This is a genomic window from Rhodanobacter sp. K2T2 (genome assembly GCF_013408815.1).
Taxonomy (GTDB): domain Bacteria; phylum Pseudomonadota; class Gammaproteobacteria; order Xanthomonadales; family Rhodanobacteraceae; genus Rhodanobacter.
On record NZ_JACCCA010000006.1, the window covers coordinates 55,788 to 78,120 of the forward strand.

Below are 22,333 nucleotides of genomic sequence, written 5' to 3' on the forward strand. Positions count from 1 at the left end.
CGATCTTTGATTCATGCCTTTTGACGAAGCGGCGAACAAACCATCGTTTTCCGATTCATAGCGGCATCCACAGTTCTTACCATTTAGCCGGTGTGTGCACCACCGGCGTCACTGCGAACCGAGGCGCTCCCGATCATGGCCTACTCGTTTACCGAGAAGAAACGCATCCGCAAGGACTTTGGCAAGCGTCCGCCCGTACTGGGCGTACCCAACCTGCTGACCATCCAGACCGATTCCTACCGCGAATTTCTGCAAGAGGAAATTTCGCCCAAGCAGCGTGCCGAAAAAGGTCTGCACGCGGCGCTGAAATCGGTGTTTCCGATTACCAGCTACTCGGGCAATGCCGCGCTGGAGTACGTCGAGTATCGCCTCGGCGAGCCAGCGTTCGACGAACGTGAATGCCGTAACCGCGGCATGACCTACGGTGCGCCGCTGCGCACCACGGTGCGCCTGGTCATTTACGACAAGGACAGCCCGGCCTCGAAGAAGGTGGTCAAGTACATCAAGGAGCAGGAGGTCTACATGGGCGAAATCCCGCTCATGACCGACACCGGCACCTTCATCATCAACGGTACCGAGCGCGTCATCGTCTCGCAGCTGCATCGTTCGCCGGGCGTGTTCTTCGACCACGACCGCGGCAAGACGCACAGCTCGGGCAAGCTGCTGTTCTCCGCGCGCGTGATCCCTTACCGCGGCTCGTGGCTCGACTTCGAGTTCGACCCGAAAGATGCGCTGTTCACCCGTATCGACCGTCGCCGCAAGCTGCCGGTGACCGTGCTGCTGCGCGCGCTCGGCTACAACAACGAGGAGATGCTCGGCATCTTCTTCGAGCACAACGTGTTCCACCTGGGCAAGAAGGGCGGCACCACGCTGGAGCTGGTGGCCGAGCGTCTGCGCGGCGAAACGCTGAGCTTCGACCTCGCGGTCGGTGGCAATGTGCTGGTGGAAGCCGGCAAGCGCATCACGGCGCGTCACGTGCGTCAGCTCGCGGCCGAGAACATCACCGCGCTGGAAGTGCCCGACGACTACCCGGTCGGCCGCATCGTGGCGACCGACATCGTCGATCCCGCCACGGGCGAGCTGCTGGCGTCGGCGAACGACGAGATCACCGCCGAGCAGCTGGAAGCCTTCCGCAAGGCCGGTATCGAAGTCGTGCCGACGCTGTACGTCAACGATCTGGATCGCGGCGCGTATATTTCGCACACCCTGCGCATCGACAACACCAAGACGCCGCTGGAGGCGCTGGTGGAAATCTATCGCATGATGCGTCCGGGCGAGCCGCCGACCAAGGATGCCGCGCAGAACCTGTTCTTCAACCTGTTCTTCACCTTCGATCGCTACGACCTGTCGAGCGTCGGCCGGATGAAGTTCAACCGCCGCGTGGGCCGCAAGGACATCCTCGGTCCGGGCGTGCTGTATGACCACAAGTTCTTCAGCGAGCGCAAGGAAGAGGCTTCCCAGGCGCTGGTCAAGGAGCAGGGCGAGACGTCCGACATCCTCGACGTGCTCAAGGTCCTGATCGACATCAAGAACGGCCATGGCACCGTGGATGACATCGATCATCTCGGCAATCGTCGCGTGCGTTCGGTTGGCGAAATGGCGGAGAACACCTTCCGCATCGGCCTGGTGCGCGTCGAGCGCGCCGTGCGCGAGCGCCTGTCGCTGGCCGAGGCCGATGGCCTGACCCCGCAGGACCTGATCAACGCCAAGCCGGTGGCGGCGGCAGTGAAGGAGTTCTTCGGCTCTTCGCAGCTGTCCCAGTTCATGGATCAGAACAATCCGCTGTCGGAAGTGACCCACAAGCGTCGCGTGTCCGCGCTTGGACCGGGCGGCCTGACCCGCGAGCGCGCCGGTTTCGAAGTGCGCGACGTGCATCCGACCCATTACGGCCGCGTCTGCACCATCGAAACGCCGGAAGGCCCGAACATCGGCCTGATCAACTCGTTGGCCGTGTACGCTCGCACCAACTCCTACGGCTTCCTCGAGACGCCGTACCGCAAGGTCGCCAACAGCAAGGTCACCGACAAGGTGGATTACCTGTCGGCGATCGAAGAAGGCGATCACGTGATCGCGCAGGCGAACTCCCCGCTGGACAAGAACGGCGGCTTCATCGAGGACTTCGTGTCCTGCCGTTTCCGCGGTGAGTCCGAGCTGCGTCCGGCCGCCGAAGTCGACTACATGGACGTCTCGCCGATGCAGACCGTCTCTGTGGCGGCGGCGCTGGTGCCGTTCCTCGAGCACGACGATGCGAACCGCGCCCTGATGGGCGCGAACATGCAGCGTCAGGCCGTGCCGACGCTGCGTTCGCAGACGCCGCTGGTCGGTACCGGCATCGAGCGCGCCGTGGCGCGCGACTCCGGCGTCATTGCCACCGCCAAGCGCGGCGGCGTGATCGATCAGGTCGATGCAGCCCGTATCGTGGTGCGCGTCAACGAAGACGAAGTGGGTGACAACGACGCCGGCGTGGATATCTACACGCTGACCAAGTACACCCGTTCCAACCAGAACACCAACCTCAATCAGCGTCCGCTGGTGAACGTCGGCGATGTGGTGGAGAAGGGCGACACGCTGGCCGACGGTTCGTCGACCGATCTGGGTGAGCTCGCGCTCGGCCAGAACATGCTGATCGCCTTCATGCCGTGGAACGGCTACAACTTCGAAGACTCGATCCTGCTGTCCGAGCGCGTCGTGCAGGAAGACCGCTACACCTCGATCCACATCGAGGAGCTGTCGTGCCCTGCGCGTGACACCAAGCTGGGCGCCGAGGAAATCACCGCGGACATCCCGAACGTGGGCGAGCAGGCGCTGGCCAAGCTCGACGAGTCCGGCATCGTCTATATCGGTGCGGAAGTGAAGGCCGGCGACATCCTGGTCGGCAAGGTCACGCCGAAGGGCGAGAGCCAGCTCACGCCGGAAGAGAAGCTGCTGCGTGCGATCTTCGGCGAGAAGGCGTCCGACGTGAAGGACAGCTCGCTGCGCGTGCCGCCGGGCATGGACGGCACCGTCATCGACGTGCAGGTCTTCACCCGCGACGGCATCGACAAAGACAAGCGCGCCAAGCAGATCGAAGAGACCGAAATCAAACGCGTCCGCAAGGATCTGGACGATCAGTTCCGCATCCTCGAAGGCGCGATCTACAGCCGCATGCGCACCGCGCTGGTCGGCAAGTCGGCCATGAGCGGTCCGGGTGGCCTCAAGCGCGGCACGGAAATCACCGATGCCTACCTCGACGGCCTGAAGAAGGACGACTGGTTCAAGATCAACGTCAAGGACGAGGACGTCACCGAATTCCTCGAACGTGCGGCCGATCAGGTCAAGCGCCACAAAGAAGAGTTCGACAAGCGCTTCAAGGAGAAGCAGGGCAAGATCACCCAGGGCGACGATCTGGCCCCGGGCATGCTGAAGATGGTCAAGGTGTTCCTGGCCGTGAAGCGTCGCATCCAGCCCGGCGACAAGATGGCCGGTCGTCACGGTAACAAGGGTGTCGTCTCCAACGTGGTGCCGGTCGAAGACATGCCGTACTCCGCCGACGGCGTGCCGGTCGATATCGTGCTGAACCCGCTGGGCGTGCCGTCGCGCATGAACATCGGGCAGATTCTGGAAGTGCATCTGGGCTGGGCCGCCAAGGGCCTGGGCAAGAAGATCCAGAAGATGCTCGAAGCACAGGCGAAGGTGGCGCAGGTTCGTGAGTTCCTCGACCAGATCTACAACCACCATGTGGCCGGTGCCGTACAGCACGTCGACCTGAAGTCGCTCACCGACAAGGAAATCTTCACCCTCGCCACCAATCTGCAGGAAGGCGTGCCGATGGCGACGCCGGTGTTCGACGGTGCGGAAGAGTCCGAGATCAAGGCGATGCTGAAGCTGGCCGATCTGCCCGAGTCCGGTCAGACCATCCTGTTCGACGGGCGTACCGGCGAAGCGTTCGATCGCCCGGTCACCGTTGGCTACATGCATTACCTCAAGCTCAACCATCTGGTCGACGACAAGATGCACGCCCGTTCGACCGGCCCGTACTCGCTCGTTACCCAGCAGCCGCTGGGCGGCAAGGCGCAGTTCGGCGGTCAGCGCTTCGGCGAGATGGAAGTGTGGGCACTGGAAGCTTACGGCGCGGCATACACGCTGCAGGAAATGTTGACGGTGAAATCCGACGACGTGCAGGGCCGCAACCAGATGTACAAGAACATTGTCGACGGCAACCACGAGATGTCGGCCGGCATGCCGGAATCCTTCAACGTGCTGGTGAAGGAAATCCGCTCGCTCGCCATCGATATCGATCTGGAAGAGATCAAGTGACCCGCGCGCCTACAGGAGCCAAGCAATGAAAGACCTGCTCAATCTGTTCAATCAGCAGCGCGCTACGCCGGATTTTGACGCGATCAAGATCGCGCTGGCGTCGCCCGAGCTGATCCGTTCGTGGTCATTCGGCGAAGTCAAAAAGCCGGAAACCATCAATTACCGTACCTTCAAGCCCGAGCGCGACGGCCTGTTCTGCGCCGCCATCTTCGGACCGGTGAAGGACTACGAGTGCCTGTGCGGCAAGTACAAGCGCATGAAGCATCGTGGCGTGGTGTGTGAGAAGTGCGGCACGGAAGTGACGCTGGCCAAGGTGCGTCGCGAGCGCATGGGCCACATCGAGCTGGCCAGCCCGACCGCGCACATCTGGTTCCTCAAGTCGCTGCCGTCGCGCATCGGCCTGATGCTGGACATGACGCTGCGCGACATCGAGCGCATCCTGTACTTCGAGGCCTTCGTGGTGATCGATCCGGGCATGACGGCGCTCGAGCGCGGTCAGCTGCTCAGCGAAGACCAGTATCTGGAAGCGACCGAAGAGCATGGCGACGAGTTCGACGCCCGCATGGGTGCCGAGGCCGTGTTCCATCTGCTGAAGTCGCTCGACCTGCCGGGCGAAGTCATTCGTCTGAAGGAAGAGATCACCTCCACCAACTCCGAGACCAAGCTCAAGCGACTGACCAAGCGCGTGAAGCTTATCGAGGCGTTCCTGGAGTCCGGCAACAAGCCAGAGTGGATGGTGCTGACCGTACTGCCCGTGCTGCCGCCGGACCTGCGTCCGCTGGTGCCGCTGGACGGTGGCCGCTTTGCGACCTCCGATCTGAACGATTTGTACCGTCGCGTGATCAACCGCAACAACCGCCTGAAGCGTCTGCTCGAACTCAATGCGCCGGACATCATCGTGCGCAACGAAAAGCGCATGCTGCAGGAATCGGTCGATGCGCTGCTCGACAACGGTCGCCGCGGCCGTGCCATCACCGGCACCAACAAGCGCGCGCTGAAGTCGCTGGCCGACATGATCAAGGGCAAGCAGGGCCGGTTCCGTCAGAACCTGCTCGGCAAGCGCGTGGACTACTCCGGTCGTTCGGTGATCGTGGTCGGTCCGACCTTGCGTCTGCACCAGTGCGGTCTGCCGAAGAAAATGGCGCTCGAGCTGTTCAAGCCCTTCATCTTCGCCAAGCTGCAGGCGCGTGGCGAAGCCACTACCATCAAGGCGGCCAAGAAGCTGGTCGAGCGCGAAGAAGCACAGGTCTGGGACATCCTCGAAGAGGTGATTCGCGAACATCCGGTGCTGCTGAACCGTGCGCCGACCCTGCATCGTCTGGGCATCCAGGCGTTCGAGCCGAAACTGATCGAAGGCAAGGCGATCCAGCTGCATCCGCTGGTCTGTACTGCATTCAACGCCGACTTCGACGGCGATCAGATGGCCGTGCACGTGCCGCTCTCGATCGAGGCGCAGCTGGAAGCGCGCGCGCTGATGATGTCGTCCAACAACATCCTCAGCCCCGCCAACGGCGAGCCGATCATCGTGCCGACGCAGGACGTCGTGCTGGGCCTGTATTACATGACCCGCGAGCTGATCAACGTCAAGGGTGGCGGCATGGTGTTCTCCGGCATCGCCGAAGTGCGCCGTGCCTACGACAACCGTGCCGTCGAGCTGCACGCCAAGGTCAAGGTTCGCCTGAAGCTGGTGAACATTGCCGAGGACGGCACGCGCACCCACGAAACCAAGATCGTCGACACCACCGTCGGCCGCGCCCTGCTGGCTGAAATTCTGCCCGAGGGCCTGCCGTTCGAGCTGGCCAATACCGAGCTGACCAAGAAGGCGATCTCGCGCCTGATCAACTCCAGCTACCGTTTGCTGGGCTTGAAGGAAACCGTCGTGTTCGCCGACAAGCTGATGTACACGGGCTTCCGTTTCGCGACGCGCGCCGGTATCTCCATCGGCATCGACGACATGCTGATTCCGGACGAGAAGAAGCCGATCCTGGAAGAAGCCGAGAAGGAAGTCGTCGAGATCCAGCAGCAGTATCAGTCGGGCCTGGTCACGGCCGGCGAGCGCTACAACAAGGTGGTCGACATCTGGTCGCGTACCAGCGAACTGGTGGCCAAGGCCATGATCGACGGCATCGGTACCGAAAAGGTCAAGGATGTCGACGGCAAGACGGTCAATCAGAAGTCGATGAACTCGCTGTACATCATGGCCGACTCCGGCGCCCGTGGTTCCGTGGCGCAGATTCGTCAGCTGGCCGGCATGCGCGGCCTGATGGCGCGTCCGGATGGCTCGATCATCGAGACGCCGATCAAGGCGAACTTCCGCGAAGGCCTGAACGTGCTGCAGTACTTCAACTCCACCCACGGCGCTCGTAAGGGCCTGGCGGATACGGCGTTGAAGACGGCGAACTCCGGTTACTTGACCCGTCGACTCGTCGACGTGGCGCAGGACGTCGTGATCACGATGGACGATTGCGGCACCGAGAACGGCGTGATCATGCAGCCGATCGTCGAAGGCGGCGACGTGGTCGAGCCGTTGCGCGAGCGCGTGCTCGGTCGTGTGGTGGTCGAGGACGTTTACGGCCCCGGCGACGACGATCAGCCGATCGTCACCCGCGACACCCTGCTCAACGAAGCGCTGGTCGAAAAGCTGGACAAGGCCGGCGTACAGATCATCAAGGTCCGTTCGCCGATCACCTGCGCCGCCGCCCACGGCGTGTGCAAGTTCTGCTACGGCCGCGATCTGGCTCGTGGTCACCTGGTCAACATGGGTGAGGCCGTCGGCGTGGTTGCCGCACAGTCCATCGGTGAGCCCGGTACCCAGCTGACCATGCGTACGTTCCACATCGGCGGCGCGGCTTCGCGTGCGGCTGCAGTGGACAACGTGACGGTGAAGACCACCGGTTCGCTGAAGTTCAACAACCTGAAGTCGGTGCAGCACAAGCAGGGTCATCTGGTGGCTGTCTCGCGTTCAGGCGAACTGAGCGTGATCGATACCAGCGGCCGTGAGCGCGAGCGTTACAAGGTGCCTTACGGCGCCATCATCGCGGTCAAGGATGGTGCGCCGGTCAAGCCGGGCCAGACCGTAGCCAATTGGGATCCGCATACCCATCCGATCGTCACCGAAGTGGCGGGCGTGGTGCGCTTCATCGACTTCCTCGATGGCGTCACCGTGCAGAGCCAGACCGATGATCTGACCGGCCTCGAGTCTGCGGTGGTCACCGATCCGAAACGCCGCGGTGCGCAGGCGAAGGATCTGCGTCCGATCGTGCGCCTGGAAGACAGCAAGGGCCGCGAGCTCAAGCTGCCGGGTACGGACATCGCCGCGCAGTACTTCCTGCCGGCCGGTGCGATCGTGTCGATCCAGAACGGTGCCGAAGTGGGCGTGGGCGACGTGGTTGCCCGTATCCCGCAGGAGACCTCCAAGACCCGTGACATCACCGGTGGTCTGCCGCGCGTGGCCGACTTGTTCGAGGCACGCAAGCCGAAGGAGCCGGCGATCCTCGCGGAGCGCTCGGGCATCATCAGCTTCGGCAAGGACACCAAGGGCAAGCAGCGCCTGATCATCAAGGACGTGGATGGCAACGAGCACGAGGAGCTGATTCCGAAGTGGCGTCAGGTCATCGTGTTCGAGGGCGAGCATGTCGAGAAGGGCGAAACCGTCGTCGACGGCGAGCCGAGCCCGCATGACATCCTGCGCCTGCTGGGCGTGGAGCCGCTGGCCTCGTACCTGGTCAAGGAAATTCAGGACGTGTACCGCTTGCAGGGCGTGAAGATCAACGACAAGCACATCGAAGCGATCATTCGCCAGATGCTGCGCAAGGTCGAGATCGTCGAGCCGGGCGAGAGCCATTACCTGCGCGGCGAGCAGGTCGAGCGCGTGCGTATCAATGGCGAAAACGATCGTGCGATCGCCAAGGGCGAGCGTCCGGCCGAGTATCAGTCGGTATTGCTGGGTATCACCAAGGCGTCGCTGGCTACCGAGTCGTTCATCTCGGCAGCGTCGTTCCAGGAAACCACCCGCGTTCTGACCGAGGCAGCCGTCCGCGGCACGCGTGACACCTTGCGTGGCTTGAAGGAAAATGTTATTGTCGGCCGCTTGATTCCGGCTGGTACAGGCTTGGCATACCACGCGGCGCGCCGCCGTCAGGGTGGATTGACCGATTCGGAACTGGATGCGCTGTCCGGCTCCACTCCTGTCGTGTCGTTTGCCGAGGCGCCGGCCGGTAGCGATGACGGTTCAGAGTAAGCCTGCTCAAGGTTTGTCTCGCTGACATACGTAGGAGGTGCATGGATGCGCCTCGTGTTCGGCTCAAGGATGGCAGGGTTCTCGGTTGCCTCTGGCGACCTGCCCATGTTAAATTTCCGCTTCTTGGCAGACCGAGTACGTTCGGGCTGCCTTTGATGTTTTCAGAATCAGGTTTTCAGGATTAGCTTCGCATGACGACAGTCAATCAATTGGTGCGCAAGTCCCGCAGCCCCAAGACCTACAAGAGTGGGTCGCCGGCTCTGCAGAGCAGCCCGCAGCGCCGCGGCGTCTGCACGCGCGTTTACACAACCACCCCGAAAAAGCCGAACTCGGCCCTGCGTAAGGTTGCCAAGGTGCGCCTGACCAACGGCTTCGAGATCATCAGCTACATCGGTGGTGAAGGTCATAACCTGCAAGAGCACTCGGTGGTGCTGATCCGCGGCGGTCGCGTCAAGGATCTGCCGGGTGTGCGCTACCACACGGTGCGCGGCAGCCTCGATTGCGCTGGTGTCACCAAGCGTCGTCAATCGCGCTCCAAGTACGGCGCCAAGCGCCCGAAAAAGTAAAGGACAGCAAACATGTCGCGTAAAGGTTCACATCCCGCCCGTCAGATCCTTCCGGATCCGAAGCACGGCAGCCAGCTCATCGCCCGTTTCATCAACATGGTGATGAAGAGCGGTAAGAAATCAGTCGCAGAAAGCATCGTTTACGGCGCGCTGCTGCATATCGGCGAGAAGAACGGCGAGCCGGTAGCGCTGGTCGAGAAGGCGCTGAACAACATCGCGCCGGCCGTCGAGGTCAAGTCGCGCCGCGTCGGTGGTGCTACGTACCAGGTGCCGGTCGAAGTCCGTCCGGGTCGTCGCATGGCGTTGGCCATGCGTTGGGTCATCGATGCGGCGCGTAAGCGCGGCGAGACCTCGATGCCGAAAAAGCTTGCCGCCGAATTGCTGGAAGCTTCGGAAAGCCGCGGCGGCGCTGCCAAGAAGCGCGAAGAAACGCATCGTATGGCCGAGGCCAACAAGGCGTTCTCGCACTACCGCTGGTAATCGTCGGCTGTACCGGCAAGTGCTACATGCTTCTCCGAGGTTCATCCTGTGGCACGCACCACTCCCATCGACCGTTATCGTAACTTCGGCATCATGGCCCACATTGATGCCGGAAAAACCACGACAACGGAACGCATCCTGTTCTACACCGGCGTCAGCCACAGGATCGGGGAAGTGCATGACGGCGCGGCCACGATGGACTGGATGGAGCAAGAGCAGGAGCGCGGTATCACCATAACGTCGGCGGCGACGACGGCGTTCTGGAAGGGCATGGATCAGTCCATGCCCGAACATCGCTTCAATATTATCGATACGCCGGGGCACGTTGACTTCACGATCGAAGTTGAGCGGTCCCTACGCGTTTTGGATGGCGCGGTTTTCGTTCTGTGCGCCGTGGGTGGCGTACAGCCGCAGTCCGAAACAGTGTGGCGTCAGGCGAACAAGTATTCGGTACCACGGTTGGCTTTCGTCAACAAAATGGACCGTACCGGCGCCGACTTCGACGGCGTCGTGGGTCAGCTGAAGTCCCGCTTGGGCGCCAACCCGGTGCCGATGCAGGTGCCTATCGGTGCCGAAGAGGGTTTCGAAGGCGTTGTCGACCTGATCAAGATGAAAGCGGTGATCTGGGATATGGAATCCCAGGGCATGAAGTTCGACTACCGGGATATCCCGGCAGACTTGACGGACGCTGCCATCGAGGCGCGCAACTTCATGGTCGAAGCGGCGGCGGAAACGTCCGAAACGCTGATGAACAAGTACCTGGAAGAGGGTGATCTGGCTGAGGAGGACATTCTCGCCGGCATCCGCGCAGGGACTCTGGCGGCAACCTTGATTCCGGTGTTCTGCGGCTCGGCGTTCAAGAACAAAGGCGTGCAGGCGATGCTCGACGCGGTGGTGCAGTTTCTGCCATCGCCGGCCGATCGTCCTCCCGTCAAAGGTCTTGACGAGAGCGAGCGGGAAATCACCCGGACGGCGGGCGACGATCAGCCGTTCGCGGCGCTGGCCTTCAAGATCATGACGGATCCTTTCGTCGGGTCGCTGACGTTTTTTCGCGTCTATTCGGGCGTGTTGAAATCGGGCGACGCGTTGTACAACCCGACCAAGAGCAAAAAAGAGCGGATCGGCCGCCTGCTGCAAATGCATGCAAACGACCGCCAGGAACTGAAGGAAGTCTGCGCCGGCGATATCGCGGCAGCGGTCGGCCTGAAAGATGTCACCACCGGCGACACCCTGTGCGCTCAGGACCACCTGATCACGCTGGAGCGGATGGTTTTTCCGGAACCCGTCATTGCCATGGCGGTCGAGCCGAGAACCCAGTCGGACCAGGAGAAAATGGGTGTGGCGCTGGGTCGTCTCGCGTCGGAGGATCCGTCCTTTCGCGTGCGCACCGATGAGGAGTCGGGCCAGATCATCATCGCCGGTATGGGCGAGCTACATCTGGATATTCTGGTCGATCGGATGCGGCGCGAATATCATGTGGATGCGAACGTCGGCAAGCCGCAGGTGGCTTATCGCGAGACCATTCGCAAGTCGGTCAGGCAGGAAGGCAAGTTTATTCGCCAGTCCGGTGGCAAGGGTCAGTTCGGCCACGTGGTGCTGGAGATTGTTCCGCAGGAGCTCGGGCAGGGTTATGTGTTCGAGAATGCCATTGTCGGCGGCGCGATTCCGAAGGAATTCATTCCTGCGGTCGACAAGGGCATTCAAGAGGCGATGAGCTCTGGTCCGCTGGCCGGGTTTCCGGTCGTCGACGTTAAGATCCGGCTGATCGACGGCTCGTATCATGAGGTCGACTCCAACGAAATGGCGTTCAAAATCGCCGGTTCCATCGGTTTCAAGGAAGGTTTTCACAAGGCCAGCCCGGCTTTGTTGGAGCCAGTCATGAAGATCGAGGTGGTGACGCCCGAGGATTACATGGGTGATGTCATGGGAGACCTTAGCCGCCGCCGGGGCGTGCTGCAGGGCTCCGAAGACACCAATTCCGGAAAGGTGATCAACGCCACCGTTCCGCTGGGTGAGATGTTCGGTTACGCCACTAGTTTGCGTTCGCAGACGCAGGGTCGCGCCACGTACACCATGGAGTTCGATCACTATGCCGAGGCGCCGAACAACATCGCCGAGCAGGTCATGAAAAGGGCCTGAGGATTCAGCGGCAGAATGACGTTTTTGCATTCGCTGTTTTTGCATTCGTTCGTGAATGCGAAGATCAAGAAGCGGCCATTAGTGGCTGCACTTTTAAAAGTTCGTTTCTAAGTTCCATATTTCATTTAGAGGTTTAGGTCATGGCAAAGGGTAAATTCGAACGCACCAAGCCGCACGTCAACGTCGGCACGATTGGTCACGTGGATCACGGCAAGACGACGCTGACAGCGGCGCTGACGAAAGTCGGTGCAGAACGTTTCGGTGGCGAGTTCAAGGCCTATGACGCGATCGACGCGGCGCCGGAAGAGAAGGCGCGCGGCATCACGATCTCGACCGCGCACGTGGAATACGAGTCGCCGAACCGCCACTACGCGCACGTCGACTGCCCGGGTCACGCGGATTATGTGAAGAACATGATCACCGGTGCGGCGCAGATGGACGGCGCGATTCTGGTGTGCTCGGCCGCGGACGGCCCGATGCCGCAGACGCGCGAGCACATCCTGCTGTCGCGCCAGGTCGGCGTGCCGTACATCGTGGTCTACCTGAACAAGGCGGACATGGTCGACGACGCCGAGCTGCTCGAGCTGGTCGAGATGGAAGTGCGCGAGCTGCTGAGCAAGTACGACTTCCCGGGCGACGACACCCCGATGATCCATGGTTCGGCCAAGCTGGCGCTGGAAGGCGACCAGAGCGAAATCGGCGTGCCGTCGATCATCAAGCTGGTGGACGCGCTGGACGCGTACATCCCTGAGCCGGTGCGCGTGATCGACAAGCCGTTCCTGATGCCGGTCGAAGACGTGTTCTCGATCTCCGGCCGCGGCACGGTGGTGACCGGTCGTATCGAGCGCGGCATCATCAAGGTCGGCGACGAAATCGAAGTGGTGGGTATCCGCAATACGCAGAAGACCACCGTGACGGGCGTGGAAATGTTCCGCAAGCTGCTGGATCAGGGTCAGGCAGGCGACAACGCCGGTCTGCTGCTGCGCGGCCTGAAGCGTGACGACGTCGAGCGCGGCCAGGTGCTGGCCAAGCCGGGCACGATCACCCCGCATACGGACTTCGAGGCCGAGGTGTACGTTCTGTCGAAGGACGAGGGTGGCCGTCATACGCCGTTCTTCAAGGGCTACCGCCCGCAGTTCTACTTCCGCACCACCGACGTGACGGGCGCTTGCGAGCTGCCCGAGGGCGTGGAAATGGTGATGCCGGGTGACAACGTGAAGATGGTGGTGAGCCTGATCCACCCGATCGCGATGGACGAAGGCCTGCGCTTCGCCATCCGTGAAGGCGGTCGCACCGTCGGCGCCGGCGTCGTTGCCAAGGTCATCAAGTAAGCAAGATCCAACCTTGGGGCCGGATTACTCAAGCCCCAGGGTGAGTCGCTCTTATGAAGAGTCCGACATGGATGTCGGGCTTAGCTTTGCCAGCATGGACGATGGCTGAAATAAAGCTCTACTTTTTCATAAAATTGATGTAAGCTGTGCGGCTTGCCATACCTGCAATAGGCGTGGCGGCTGTGTAATACAAGGGTTGTGCAGGGCGGTGAGAAGCCGTTCTGTTTCACATTACGTTCTTTCGACAATAGGACACGGTTATGGCGAACCAGAAGATTCGGATTCGATTGAAGGCGTACGATCATCGTTTGATCGACCGCTCAGCCAGCGAGATCGTCGAGACGGCCAAGCGCACAGGCGCCACGGTCCTCGGCCCGATTCCGCTGCCGACCAAGATCGAGCGTTACACCATTCTGGTGTCTCCGCACGTCGACAAAGACGCACGCGACCAGTACGAAACTCGTACTCACAAGCGCGTGTTGGACATTGTTGACCCGAACGACAAAACCGTGGACGCGCTCATGAAGCTTGATCTCGCCGCTGGCGTCGATGTTCAGATCAAGCTCGGTTGAGCGATAGACAGGATACGAAGATGAGTATCGGATTGGTTGGCCGCAAATGCGGCATGAGCCGACTCTTCACTGAAGATGGCCGTTCGATTCCGGTGACGCTGATTGAAGCGACGCCGAACCGGGTGACCCAGTTGAAGACGGAAGATAACGACGGCTACAGCGCTGTTCAGGTCGCAGTGGGCACCAAGCGTGCAAACCTGCTGACTCAGCCGCTGAAGGGCCATTACGCCTCGGCCAAGGTCGAGCCGGGTCGTGGTTTGTGGGAGTTCCGCGTGTCTGCCGACGATCTCGGCAAGTATGCCGTGGGTAACGAGATCAAGGCTGACGAGGTGTTCACCGTCGGCCAGATCGTTGACGTTGCCGGCGTGTCGAAAGGCAAGGGCTTCCAGGGCACGATCAAGCGCTGGAACTTCAAGATGGGTGATGCCACCCACGGTAACTCGCTGTCGCATCGCGCGCCGGGTTCTATCGGCCAGCGCCAGACGCCGGGACGCGTGTTCCCAGGCAAGAAGATGTCCGGCCACATGGGTGCAGTGAACCGCACGCAGCAGGGTCTGGAAGTGATCAAGGTCGACGCCGAGCGTCATCTGATTGCGGTGAAGGGTGCGGTACCGGGTGCCACCGGTGGCGACGTCATCATCCGTCCGACGACGAAGAGCTGAGGAGTACGCCATGGAACTTAACGTTATTGGCGCAAAGCCGCTCAGCGTGTCGGACGAAGTGTTCGGTGCCGAGTTCAAGCAGGCCCTGATCCATCAGGTCGTGGTTGCCTACCAGGCAGCCGGCCGTGCCGGTACCCAGTCGCAGCTCTCGCGCGGCCAGATGTCCGGTACGACCAAGAAATTCAAGAAGCAGAAGGGCGGCGGTGCACGCCACGGCGATTACCGCGCTCCGATCTTCGTCGGCGGTGGCCGCACGTTCGCTGCCAAGCCGCGCAGCTACGAGCAGAAGGTCAACCGTAAGGCGTATCGCGTGGCGATCCGCTCGATCCTGGCTGAGCTGAACCGTGCCGGTCGTCTGAAAGTGGTCGAGAGCTTCGGCATCGACAACCCCAAGACCACCACCATGGTGGCCAAGCTGGCCGAGCTGGAAGTGACCGGTCGCGTGCTGCTGGTGTCGGAAGACGCCTCCGAGAACGTGTTCCTGGGTGCACGCAATATCCCGTACATCCATGTGCTGGACGTGATGGCGCTGAACCCGGTAAGCCTGGTCGGTTCCGACCATGTGGTGATGACGGTCGACGCCGTGAAGAAGATCGAGGAGTGGCTGGCATGAACAACGAACGCATTCTCGATACGCTGCGCGCGCCGCACATCTCGGAGAAGTCGGCCCGTCTGGCCGAACACAACCAGTACGTCTTCGTGGTTGCTCCTACCGCAACCAAGGCCGATGTCCGTGTTGCCGTGGAAAAGCTGTTCGACGTGACCGTCAAGCAGGTGAACCTGGTCAACACCAAGGGCAAGGTCAAGGCTTTCCGTCAGCGCGCCGGCAGCCGTCAGGGCAAGCGTAAGGCCTATGTGCGTCTTGCCGATGGCCAGACCATCGACGTTTCCGCCAAGGCCTGAGCCAGGAGTATTTTGAGATGACATTAATTACTCACAAGCCGACCTCGCCGGGCCGTCGCGACGCGGTAAGCGTCCGCACCGAAGGTCTGTACAAGGGCGCGCCGTATGCGCCGCTGGTCGAGGCGCAGTCGCGCACCGGTGGCCGCAACCATCATGGCCGCATCACCGTGCGTCATCGTGGCGGTGGCCATAAGCAGCATTACCGCATCATCGATTTCAAGCGTGACAAGGAAGGCGTGTCGGCCAAGGTCGAGCGGATCGAATACGATCCCAATCGCACGGCTCACATCGCTTTGCTTTGCTACACCGACGGCGAGCGTCGCTACATCATTGCGCCGAAGGGCGTGGCGGTAGGCGATGTGCTGTTGTCCGGTCGCGAAGCCCCGATCAAGGCTGGCAACTGCATGCAGCTGCGTAGCATCCCGATGGGTAGCACGATTCACTGCATCGAGCTGCGCCCTGGCAAGGGTGCCCAGATCGCTCGCAGCGCCGGTGCCTCGGTGCAGCTGGTGGCTCGCGAATCCGGTTACGCCACGCTGCGTCTTCGCTCCGGCGAAATGCGCCGGGTGCCGGTCGAGTGCCGCGCCACCATCGGTGAAGTCGGTAACGGCGAGCACAGCCTAAAGAAGCTCGGCAAGGCCGGCGCCAAGCGCTGGCTGGGTATTCGCCCGACCGTTCGCGGTGTGGTGATGAACCCGGTCGACCATCCGCACGGTGGTGGTGAAGGCAAGACTTCAGGTGGTCGTCATCCGGTCAGCCCGTGGGGCACGCCGGCCAAGGGCTACAAGACCCGTAACAACAAGCGCACGCAGCAGTTCATCGTGCGTCGTCGCAAGTAACAGGAAACCGACATGCCACGCTCTCTGAAAAAAGGTCCGTTTGTCGACCTTCACCTCGTCAAGAAGGTGGAAGCTGCGGTTTCCGCCAACAACAAGCGTCCGATCAAGACCTGGTCGCGCCGCTCGATGATTTTGCCGGAAATGGTCGGCTTGACCATCGCTATCCATAACGGCCGTCAGCACGTACCCGTACTGATCAACGAGAACATGGTCGGGCACAAGCTCGGCGAGTTCGCGGTGACCCGTACGTTCAAGGGCCATGTCGGCGACAAGAAGGGCAAGTGATGAGCACTGAAGCCAAAGCAATTCTGCGCGGCGCCCGCATCTCGGCGCAAAAGGCCCGCCTCGTGGCTGATCTGGTCCGCGGGCTCCCCGTCGGCCGTGCCAGCGACGTGCTGACCTTTACCAACAAGAAAGCCGCGCTCCTGGTCAAAAAGGTGCTGCTGTCGGCCGTCGCCAACGCTGAGAACAATCTCGGCGCTGACGTGGACGAGCTGAAAGTGTCCAGCATCTTCGTCGATGAGGGTCCGGCGATGAAACGTATGCACGCCCGCGCCAAAGGCCGCGGTTCGCGCATTCTCAAGCGCACCAGCCACATCACTGTGGTTGTTGGCAACTAACCGAGGATAGAGACGATGGGTCATAAAGTTCATCCCACCGGTATCCGCCTCGGCATTGCCAAGGACTGGAACTCGAAGTGGTTCGCCAACAAGCGCGATTACGCAACCTACCTGGTTGCCGACATCAAAGTGCGCGACATGCTGAAGAAGAAGCTGGCTGCTGCCGGTATCTCCCGCATCCAGATCGAGCGTCCGGCCAAGACCGCACGCGTGACGATCCACACCGCCCGTCCAGGCGTGGTGATCGGCAAGAAGGGTGAGGATATCGAGAAGCTGCGCAAGGAAGTCAGCGACATGATGGGCGTTCCGACGCACATCAACGTCAGCGAAGTCCGCAAGCCGGAAATCGATGCGCAGCTGGTGGCCGAGTCGATCGCGCAGCAGCTCGAGCGTCGCATCATGTTCCGCCGCGCGATGAAGCGCTCGGTCGGTAACGCGATGCGCCTTGGCGCGCTGGGTATCAAGATCAACGTGTCCGGTCGTCTGAACGGTGCCGAGATTGCCCGCTCCGAGTGGAGCCGTGAGGGTCGCGTGCCGCTGCATACGCTGCGCGCCGACATCGACTACGGCACTGCCGAAGCGAAAACCACGTACGGCATCATCGGTATCAAGGTCTGGATCTACAAGGGCGAGATCTTTGATCTGGCCGCTGCCAGCCAAGAGCAGAAAGATGAGCCGGCATCCGCGCAGCCGCGCCGCGAAGGTGGCGAAGGTCGTCGTAATGATTCGCGTCGCGAGGCCGGTGACGGCCGCCGCGAGCGGACGGCCAAGTAAGGAGAGTTGCCATGTTGCAACCGAAGCGAACCAAATATCGTAAGCAGTTCAAGGGCCGTAACGACGGCTTGGCCCAGTGCTCCAACCTCGTCAGCTTTGGCGAGTACGGCCTGAAAGCGACCACGCACGGCGCGCTCACCGCGCGCCAGATCGAGGCGGCTCGTCGTTGCATCACGCGTTTCGTCAAGCGTGGCGGCAAGTTGTGGATCCGCGTGTTCCCCGACAAGCCGATCACCAAGAAGCCGATCGAAGTGCGCATGGGCGCCGGTAAGGGCAGCGTTGAATTCTGGGTTGCCCCCATCCAGCCCGGCCGCATGCTTTATGAAATCGAGGGCGTCGATGAAATGACGGCGCGTGAGGCGTTCCGTCTGGCGGCAGCGAAGCTGTCCGTGCAGACCCAGTTTGTGACCAGGGCGGTGATGTGATGGCCACCAAAGATATCAACAACCAGTCGGCCGACGAGTTGCAGCAGCATTTGCTGGACCTTCGCAAGGAGCAGTTCAATCTGCGCATGCAGAAGGGTTCCGGTCAGCTCACTCAGCCGCACCAGCTTCGCCGCGTTCGGCGTGACATCGCCCGCACGAAGTTTGTGCTCGGCGGCAAGAAGTAAGGACGGCTGACATGAGCGCTAATCAAGAAGTAGTAGAAAACAAGAAGCAGGTGCGCACCCTCGAGGGTCGCGTGACCAGCAACAAGATGAACAAGACGGTGACCGTGCTGGTCGAGCGTCAGGTTCAGCACTGGCTGCTCGGCAAGATCATTCGCCGTTCGACCAAGTTGCATGCGCAGGACGATCTGGGTGCGAACGAGGGCGATGTGGTCCGTATCGCCGAGTGCCGTCCGTTGTCGAAGACCAAACATCACCGCGTGGTTGAAATCATCACGCGCGCCAACGTCTAAGGGAGGGTGCAGCCATGATCCAGATGCAAAGCACGCTTTCCGCAGCGGACAATAGCGGCGCGAAAGAACTGATGTGCATCAAGGTGCTCGGCGGGTCCAAGCGCCGCTACGCCGCCATCGGTGATGTGATCAAAGTGACCGTGAAGGATGCCATTCCCCGCGGTAAGGTAAAGAAAGGCGAGGTTTACAACGCCGTGGTGGTTCGCACCGCCAAGGGTGTGCGTCGTCCCGATGGCTCGCTGATCCGTTTCGACGGCAATGCAGCGGTGCTCCTCAACAACAAGCTCGAGCCTATCGGCACCCGTATCTTTGGGCCGGTCACCCGCGAGCTGCGCAGCGAGAAGTTCATGAAGATCGTCTCGCTTGCTCCCGAAGTGCTCTGAGCGGAGTTTAAGAAATGAACCGTATCCGCAAAGGTGATCAGGTCCTCGTGATCACCGGTAAAAACAAGGGTCAGCGCGGCGATGTGCTGCGTGTTGCAGACGATCGTGTATTCGTCTCCAACGTGAATCTGGTCAAGCGTCACACCAAGCCGAATCCCCAGGCCAACCAGGCTGGCGGCATCGTCGAGCGTGAAGCTTCGATCCATCTCTCCAATGTGCAGCTGTTCAACCCCGCCACGAACAAGGGTGAACGCGTCGGCACCAAAACGCTCGAAGATGGGCGCAAGGTCCGCGTGTTCCGTTCGAATGGCGAGGTCGTGGACGCGTAAGGAACACGATCATGACCCGCCTTGAAAATTTCTATAAAGAGCAGGTAGTCGCCAAGCTCACCGAGCAGTTCGGCTACCAGAACGTGATGCAGGTTCCCCGCATCACCAAGATCACGCTGAACATGGGCGTGGGCGAAGCTGCCGGCAACAAGAAGGTGCTCGAAAACGCCGTGGCCGACATGGCGAAGATCGCCGGTCAGAAGCCGATCACCACGAAGGCTCGCGTCTCGGTCGCTTCGTTCAAGATCCGTGACGGCTGGCCGATCGGCTGCAAGGTGACCTTGCGCCGCGCCCAGATGTGGGAGTTCATGGACCGCCTGATCAACATCTCGCTGCCGCGCGTGCGCGACTTCCGCGGTGTGTCGGCTCGTGCGTTCGATGGTCGCGGCAACTACAACTTCGGTATCAAGGAACAGATCATCTTTCCTGAAATCGACTTCGATCAGGTCGACGCGCTGCGTGGTATGGATATCTCCATCACCACGACCGCCAAGACCGACGAAGAGGCGAAAGCCTTGTTGGCCGCTTTCAGCTTTCCGTTCCGTAACTGATTAGGCGCGATATCCATGGCTAAGACATCAATGGTGAACCGCGATATCAAGCGGACCAAGCTCGTCAAGAAGTACGCTGCCAAGCGCAGCGAGTTCAAGGCGATCGTGCTGAGCACCACGGCCTCCTACGAGGAGAAAATGGAAGCACAGGCGAAATTGCAGAAGCTGCCGCGCGACGCCAGCCCGTCGCGTCAGCGCACGCGCTGCGCCCTCACGGGTCGTCCGCGCGCCGTCTATGCGAAGTTTGGCCTGGGCCGTAACAAGCTGCGTGAAGCGACCATGCGCGGTGACGTGCCGGGTCTTCGCAAGGCCAGCTGGTAACAAAGACTCTTACCGAATCGAAGTGTACCGACGGCACATTTCGACTCGACCGACAGCCCACCGGCTGCCGGCAAATGCGATTACCGCACGTGATACTCGCTAAAACCTGGTAAAGCTGATATAGTCGGCGGTCTGCGCAAGGCAGGCCGGCGCTCTCGGTCGGCTCACAATCTAATTGATTTCCGGTTTTATCGGATATCGGTGCACTCAGGAAGGACTTTTCATGAGCATGACTGATCCCATCGCCGATCTGTTTACGCGCGTCCGCAACGCCCAGTCCATGGGCAAGCCGGCCGTTCGTATGCCGTCGTCGAAACTGAAGGTGGCTATCGCCGACCTTCTCAAGAACGAGGGCTACATCCTCGACGCCAAGACTTCCAGCGAGGAAGGTAAACCGGTGCTCGAGATCAAGCTCAAGTATTTCGACGGCCAACCGGCCATCGAGACCATAGCCCGTGTCAGCCGCTCCGGCCTGCGTGTGTACCGCGGCAAGGACGAGTTGCCCAAGGTGCTTGGTGGCCTCGGTATTTCGATCATTTCGACTTCGGCCGGTCTGCTGACCGACGCCCAGGCCCGTGCCAAGGGTCTCGGTGGCGAAGTCATCGGCCGCGTGGCGTAAGGAGACTATCGATGTCACGTGTAGCCAAACAACCTATTTCCCTGCCCAAGGGCGTCGAGCTGACTGTCGCTAGCGACAACATCTCCGTCAAGGGTCCGAAGGGCACCCTTTCGATGCATCACCTGCCTGGCGTGTCCATCACCCAGGACAACGGTGTGGCCAGCATCAGCCTGGCCGAAGGCACCGACGACAAGTTCGGCGGCACTGCTCGCGCGCTGCTGTCCAACATGGTCAAGGGCGTTTCCGAAGGTTACGAGCGCAAGCTCGAACTGGTCGGCGTCGGCTACCGCGCTGCGATGCAGGGCAAGGCGCTGAATCTGAGCCTCGGCTTTTCGCATCCGGTGCTGTTCGAGGCACCGGAAGGCATAAGCCTCGAGACACCGACGCAGACCGAAGTTCTGATCAAGGGTTCGGACAAGCAGATCGTGGGTCAGGTTGCGGCAAAAATTCGCGGCTTCCGTCCGCCAGAGCCTTACAAGGGCAAGGGCGTGCGCTATGCCGGTGAGAAGATCACGCTGAAGGAAGCCAAGAAGGCATAAGTACGCAGTCCCTGCGTGTGGAAGCGGCCATCCGTGGCCGCACTCTTCACTAAAGCTGCCAGACCAAGCCGATCCGCTTTCGAGGAATTAACGATGAACAAGACGAAGAACGAAAATCGCATCCGCCGCGCCAAGTCGACGCGCAGTCATATCCGCAAGCTGGCCGTGCCTCGCTTGTCGGTGCATCGTACCGGGCAGCATATCTATGCGCAGGTGTTCGATGCTTCCGGTCTGAATGTGGTGGCTGCCGCCTCTACGCTGCAGAAGTCGGTTGCCGAGAGCCTGGAGGGTACGAAGAATTGCGATGCCGCTGCTGCTGTGGGCAAGGCCATTGCTGAGCGTGCGGTGGCTGCCGGTATCGAGTCGGTGGCGTTTGATCGTTCCGGTTTTCGCTACCACGGTCGCATCAAGGCCCTGGCCGATGCGGCTCGCGAAGCGGGCCTGAAGTTCTAAAAGTTTTAGCGGTACCGGGCGGCGTTCATTCCGCACCACAGAGTCAACTACAACTCCAAGCGGCAAAGCCGCAAGCAAAGTCCTGGCGTTTGCCGGGCACATGGAAAAGAACATGTCTTCTAACGATCGCGAAAATTCAGATGGCCTGCTTGAAAAGCTGATTGCCGTCAACCGCGTGGCCAAGACCGTAAAGGGCGGCCGCCAGATGAGCTTCACCGCGCTGACCGTCGTCGGCGACGGCGAGGGCAAGGTCGGCTTCGGTTATGGCAAGGCGCGTGAAGTGCCGGTGGCCATCTCCAAAGCGATGGAGCGTGCCCGTCGCCAGATGGTCGATATCGAGCTGAACAACGGCACCTTGTGGTACGCCATCAAGGCCAACCACGGTGCGGCGCGCGTTTATATGCAGCCGGCTTCCGAAGGTACCGGCGTGATTGCCGGCGGCGCTATGCGCGCTGTGCTGGAAGTGGTTGGCGTCAAGAACGTGCTGGCCAAGGCCGTGGGTTCACGTAACCCGATCAACCTGGTGCGCGCAACCATCAAGGGCCTGCAGGCTGTCGCCTCGCCCAAGAAAATCGCCGCCAAGCGTGGCAAGACTCTGGAAGAGGTGCTGGGCAATGGCTAAGTCAAAAGCAACCGCCGATGCGACCGTGCGCGTGCGCCTGGTCAAGGGCCTGCGCGGCGTGCAGGCGCGTCATCGTCTCAGCGTCAAGGCGCTGGGTCTGGGCAAGATCAACGACGTCCGTGAACTGAAGGACAGCCCGCAGGTGCGTGGCCTGATCAACACGGTCTATTACCTGGTCCGGGTCGAGGAGTAAG

The 22,333-nt window shown here is 61.2% G+C and carries 26 protein-coding genes; all 26 read left to right on the top strand.

The window, feature by feature from the left end; all coding sequences use genetic code 11:
• Window positions 1–132 precede the first annotated feature (132 nt).
• The 26 genes from rpoB (at window position 133) to rpmD (ending at window position 22,332) form a co-directional block, all read left to right on the top strand.
• On the top strand, window positions 133–4,296 hold the full coding sequence (gene rpoB / locus HDE78_RS10905; protein ID WP_179479733.1) for a DNA-directed RNA polymerase subunit beta: 4,164 nt from the start codon (window positions 133–135) through the stop codon (window positions 4,294–4,296).
• Between the two features lie 25 nt (window positions 4,297–4,321).
• Window positions 4,322–8,536 (top strand): DNA-directed RNA polymerase subunit beta', encoded by a 4,215-nt coding sequence (gene rpoC, locus HDE78_RS10910; protein WP_179479253.1) that lies wholly within the window; start codon window positions 4,322–4,324, stop codon window positions 8,534–8,536.
• Window positions 8,537–8,727: 191 nt separating this feature from the next.
• Window positions 8,728–9,102: a 30S ribosomal protein S12 gene (rpsL, locus tag HDE78_RS10915; protein WP_056386848.1), complete on the top strand. Its 375-nt coding sequence runs from the start codon at window positions 8,728–8,730 to the stop codon at window positions 9,100–9,102.
• A gap of 12 nt (window positions 9,103–9,114) precedes the next feature.
• A complete protein-coding gene (rpsG, locus tag HDE78_RS10920) occupies window positions 9,115–9,582 on the top strand; it encodes a 30S ribosomal protein S7 (protein ID WP_179479260.1) in 468 nt (155 codons plus the stop codon).
• Window positions 9,583–9,630: 48 nt separating this feature from the next.
• Window positions 9,631–11,721, top strand: coding sequence for an elongation factor G (gene fusA, locus HDE78_RS10925; RefSeq protein ID WP_179479262.1), 2,091 nt, complete (start codon window positions 9,631–9,633; stop codon window positions 11,719–11,721).
• 140 nt (window positions 11,722–11,861) lie between these two features.
• Entirely contained in the window at window positions 11,862–13,052 is a 1,191-nt protein-coding gene (gene tuf / locus HDE78_RS10930; RefSeq protein WP_179479240.1) for an elongation factor Tu, read from the top strand.
• A 260-nt stretch (window positions 13,053–13,312) separates the two neighbouring features.
• Window positions 13,313–13,624 (top strand): 30S ribosomal protein S10, encoded by a 312-nt coding sequence (gene rpsJ, locus HDE78_RS10935; RefSeq protein WP_017461875.1) that lies wholly within the window; start codon window positions 13,313–13,315, stop codon window positions 13,622–13,624.
• 20 nt (window positions 13,625–13,644) lie between these two features.
• A complete protein-coding gene (gene rplC, locus HDE78_RS10940; RefSeq protein WP_179479264.1) occupies window positions 13,645–14,286 on the top strand; it encodes a 50S ribosomal protein L3 in 642 nt (213 codons plus the stop codon).
• 10 nt (window positions 14,287–14,296) lie between these two features.
• Window positions 14,297–14,899: a 50S ribosomal protein L4 gene (gene rplD / locus HDE78_RS10945; protein WP_179479266.1), complete on the top strand. Its 603-nt coding sequence runs from the start codon at window positions 14,297–14,299 to the stop codon at window positions 14,897–14,899.
• Window positions 14,896–15,189 carry a 50S ribosomal protein L23 gene (rplW, locus tag HDE78_RS10950; RefSeq protein ID WP_179479268.1) on the top strand — a complete coding sequence of 98 codons (294 nt, stop codon included), beginning with the start codon at window positions 14,896–14,898 and terminating at the stop codon, window positions 15,187–15,189. Before rplD ends, rplW begins: the two co-directional genes overlap by 4 nt.
• Window positions 15,190–15,206: 17 nt before the next feature.
• Window positions 15,207–16,028, top strand: coding sequence for a 50S ribosomal protein L2 (gene rplB, locus HDE78_RS10955; RefSeq protein WP_179479269.1), 822 nt, complete (start codon window positions 15,207–15,209; stop codon window positions 16,026–16,028).
• 12 nt (window positions 16,029–16,040) lie between these two features.
• Complete coding sequence (rpsS, locus tag HDE78_RS10960) at window positions 16,041–16,313, top strand: 30S ribosomal protein S19 (protein ID WP_007082178.1); 273 nt, start codon at window positions 16,041–16,043, stop codon at window positions 16,311–16,313.
• A complete protein-coding gene (rplV, locus tag HDE78_RS10965; protein WP_179479277.1) occupies window positions 16,313–16,648 on the top strand; it encodes a 50S ribosomal protein L22 in 336 nt (111 codons plus the stop codon). Before rpsS ends, rplV begins: the two co-directional genes overlap by 1 nt.
• A 15-nt stretch (window positions 16,649–16,663) precedes the next feature.
• Window positions 16,664–17,422: a 30S ribosomal protein S3 gene (rpsC, locus tag HDE78_RS10970; RefSeq protein WP_179479279.1), complete on the top strand. Its 759-nt coding sequence runs from the start codon at window positions 16,664–16,666 to the stop codon at window positions 17,420–17,422.
• A gap of 11 nt (window positions 17,423–17,433) precedes the next feature.
• Window positions 17,434–17,847 carry a 50S ribosomal protein L16 gene (gene rplP, locus HDE78_RS10975; protein ID WP_179479281.1) on the top strand — a complete coding sequence of 138 codons (414 nt, stop codon included), beginning with the start codon at window positions 17,434–17,436 and terminating at the stop codon, window positions 17,845–17,847.
• A complete protein-coding gene (gene rpmC, locus HDE78_RS10980) occupies window positions 17,847–18,032 on the top strand; it encodes a 50S ribosomal protein L29 (protein ID WP_179479283.1) in 186 nt (61 codons plus the stop codon). The genes rplP and rpmC overlap by 1 nt, the downstream gene beginning before the upstream one ends.
• An 11-nt stretch (window positions 18,033–18,043) precedes the next feature.
• Window positions 18,044–18,322 (top strand): 30S ribosomal protein S17, encoded by a 279-nt coding sequence (rpsQ, locus tag HDE78_RS10985; protein WP_179479285.1) that lies wholly within the window; start codon window positions 18,044–18,046, stop codon window positions 18,320–18,322.
• Window positions 18,323–18,336: 14 nt separating this feature from the next.
• A complete protein-coding gene (rplN, locus tag HDE78_RS10990) occupies window positions 18,337–18,705 on the top strand; it encodes a 50S ribosomal protein L14 (protein WP_007513359.1) in 369 nt (122 codons plus the stop codon).
• Between the two features lie 14 nt (window positions 18,706–18,719).
• Window positions 18,720–19,034, top strand: coding sequence for a 50S ribosomal protein L24 (gene rplX, locus HDE78_RS10995; RefSeq protein WP_179479286.1), 315 nt, complete (start codon window positions 18,720–18,722; stop codon window positions 19,032–19,034).
• Between the two features lie 8 nt (window positions 19,035–19,042).
• Window positions 19,043–19,585 (top strand): 50S ribosomal protein L5, encoded by a 543-nt coding sequence (gene rplE / locus HDE78_RS11000; protein WP_179479735.1) that lies wholly within the window; start codon window positions 19,043–19,045, stop codon window positions 19,583–19,585.
• 15 nt (window positions 19,586–19,600) lie between these two features.
• Window positions 19,601–19,906: a 30S ribosomal protein S14 gene (gene rpsN, locus HDE78_RS11005; RefSeq protein ID WP_179479294.1), complete on the top strand. Its 306-nt coding sequence runs from the start codon at window positions 19,601–19,603 to the stop codon at window positions 19,904–19,906.
• Window positions 19,907–20,129: 223 nt separating this feature from the next.
• Window positions 20,130–20,525 carry a 30S ribosomal protein S8 gene (gene rpsH, locus HDE78_RS11010; RefSeq protein ID WP_179479296.1) on the top strand — a complete coding sequence of 132 codons (396 nt, stop codon included), beginning with the start codon at window positions 20,130–20,132 and terminating at the stop codon, window positions 20,523–20,525.
• Between the two features lie 11 nt (window positions 20,526–20,536).
• A complete protein-coding gene (rplF, locus tag HDE78_RS11015) occupies window positions 20,537–21,064 on the top strand; it encodes a 50S ribosomal protein L6 (RefSeq protein ID WP_179479298.1) in 528 nt (175 codons plus the stop codon).
• 93 nt (window positions 21,065–21,157) lie between these two features.
• Window positions 21,158–21,517 carry a 50S ribosomal protein L18 gene (rplR, locus tag HDE78_RS11020; protein WP_179479737.1) on the top strand — a complete coding sequence of 120 codons (360 nt, stop codon included), beginning with the start codon at window positions 21,158–21,160 and terminating at the stop codon, window positions 21,515–21,517.
• A gap of 112 nt (window positions 21,518–21,629) precedes the next feature.
• The gene (rpsE, locus tag HDE78_RS11025) at window positions 21,630–22,139 is read left to right on the top strand and encodes a 30S ribosomal protein S5 (RefSeq protein WP_077515254.1); all 510 of its coding nucleotides are present in this window, start codon (window positions 21,630–21,632) and stop codon (window positions 22,137–22,139) included.
• Window positions 22,132–22,332: a 50S ribosomal protein L30 gene (rpmD, locus tag HDE78_RS11030; RefSeq protein ID WP_179479300.1), complete on the top strand. Its 201-nt coding sequence runs from the start codon at window positions 22,132–22,134 to the stop codon at window positions 22,330–22,332. The genes rpsE and rpmD overlap by 8 nt, the downstream gene beginning before the upstream one ends.
• Window position 22,333 lies beyond the last annotated feature (1 nt).

Bases quoted from the DNA above. Each gene is read 5' to 3' on its own strand.
- rplW (WP_179479268.1), top strand. From the start codon at position 14,896: ATGAACAACGAACGCATTCTCGATACGCTGCGCGCGCCGCACATCTCG.
- rplV (WP_179479277.1), top strand. From the start codon at position 16,313: ATGAGCACTGAAGCCAAAGCAATTCTGCGCGGCGCCCGCATCTCGGCG.
- rpsN (WP_179479294.1), top strand. From the start codon at position 19,601: ATGGCTAAGACATCAATGGTGAACCGCGATATCAAGCGGACCAAGCTC.
- rplR (WP_179479737.1), top strand. From the start codon at position 21,158: ATGAACAAGACGAAGAACGAAAATCGCATCCGCCGCGCCAAGTCGACG.
- rpsH (WP_179479296.1), top strand. From the start codon at position 20,130: ATGAGCATGACTGATCCCATCGCCGATCTGTTTACGCGCGTCCGCAAC.
- rplF (WP_179479298.1), top strand. From the start codon at position 20,537: ATGTCACGTGTAGCCAAACAACCTATTTCCCTGCCCAAGGGCGTCGAG.
- rpmC (WP_179479283.1), top strand. From the start codon at position 17,847: ATGGCCACCAAAGATATCAACAACCAGTCGGCCGACGAGTTGCAGCAG.
- rplP (WP_179479281.1), top strand. From the start codon at position 17,434: ATGTTGCAACCGAAGCGAACCAAATATCGTAAGCAGTTCAAGGGCCGT.
- rplD (WP_179479266.1), top strand. From the start codon at position 14,297: ATGGAACTTAACGTTATTGGCGCAAAGCCGCTCAGCGTGTCGGACGAA.
- rpsL (WP_056386848.1), top strand. From the start codon at position 8,728: ATGACGACAGTCAATCAATTGGTGCGCAAGTCCCGCAGCCCCAAGACC.
- rpsC (WP_179479279.1), top strand. From the start codon at position 16,664: ATGGGTCATAAAGTTCATCCCACCGGTATCCGCCTCGGCATTGCCAAG.
- rplC (WP_179479264.1), top strand. From the start codon at position 13,645: ATGAGTATCGGATTGGTTGGCCGCAAATGCGGCATGAGCCGACTCTTC.
- rplX (WP_179479286.1), top strand. From the start codon at position 18,720: ATGAACCGTATCCGCAAAGGTGATCAGGTCCTCGTGATCACCGGTAAA.
- rpsG (WP_179479260.1), top strand. From the start codon at position 9,115: ATGTCGCGTAAAGGTTCACATCCCGCCCGTCAGATCCTTCCGGATCCG.
- rpsJ (WP_017461875.1), top strand. From the start codon at position 13,313: ATGGCGAACCAGAAGATTCGGATTCGATTGAAGGCGTACGATCATCGT.
- rpsS (WP_007082178.1), top strand. From the start codon at position 16,041: ATGCCACGCTCTCTGAAAAAAGGTCCGTTTGTCGACCTTCACCTCGTC.
- rplN (WP_007513359.1), top strand. From the start codon at position 18,337: ATGATCCAGATGCAAAGCACGCTTTCCGCAGCGGACAATAGCGGCGCG.
- rpsQ (WP_179479285.1), top strand. From the start codon at position 18,044: ATGAGCGCTAATCAAGAAGTAGTAGAAAACAAGAAGCAGGTGCGCACC.
- tuf (WP_179479240.1), top strand. From the start codon at position 11,862: ATGGCAAAGGGTAAATTCGAACGCACCAAGCCGCACGTCAACGTCGGC.
- rpsE (WP_077515254.1), top strand. From the start codon at position 21,630: ATGTCTTCTAACGATCGCGAAAATTCAGATGGCCTGCTTGAAAAGCTG.
- rplB (WP_179479269.1), top strand. From the start codon at position 15,207: ATGACATTAATTACTCACAAGCCGACCTCGCCGGGCCGTCGCGACGCG.
- rpoC (WP_179479253.1), top strand. From the start codon at position 4,322: ATGAAAGACCTGCTCAATCTGTTCAATCAGCAGCGCGCTACGCCGGAT.
- rpmD (WP_179479300.1), top strand. From the start codon at position 22,132: ATGGCTAAGTCAAAAGCAACCGCCGATGCGACCGTGCGCGTGCGCCTG.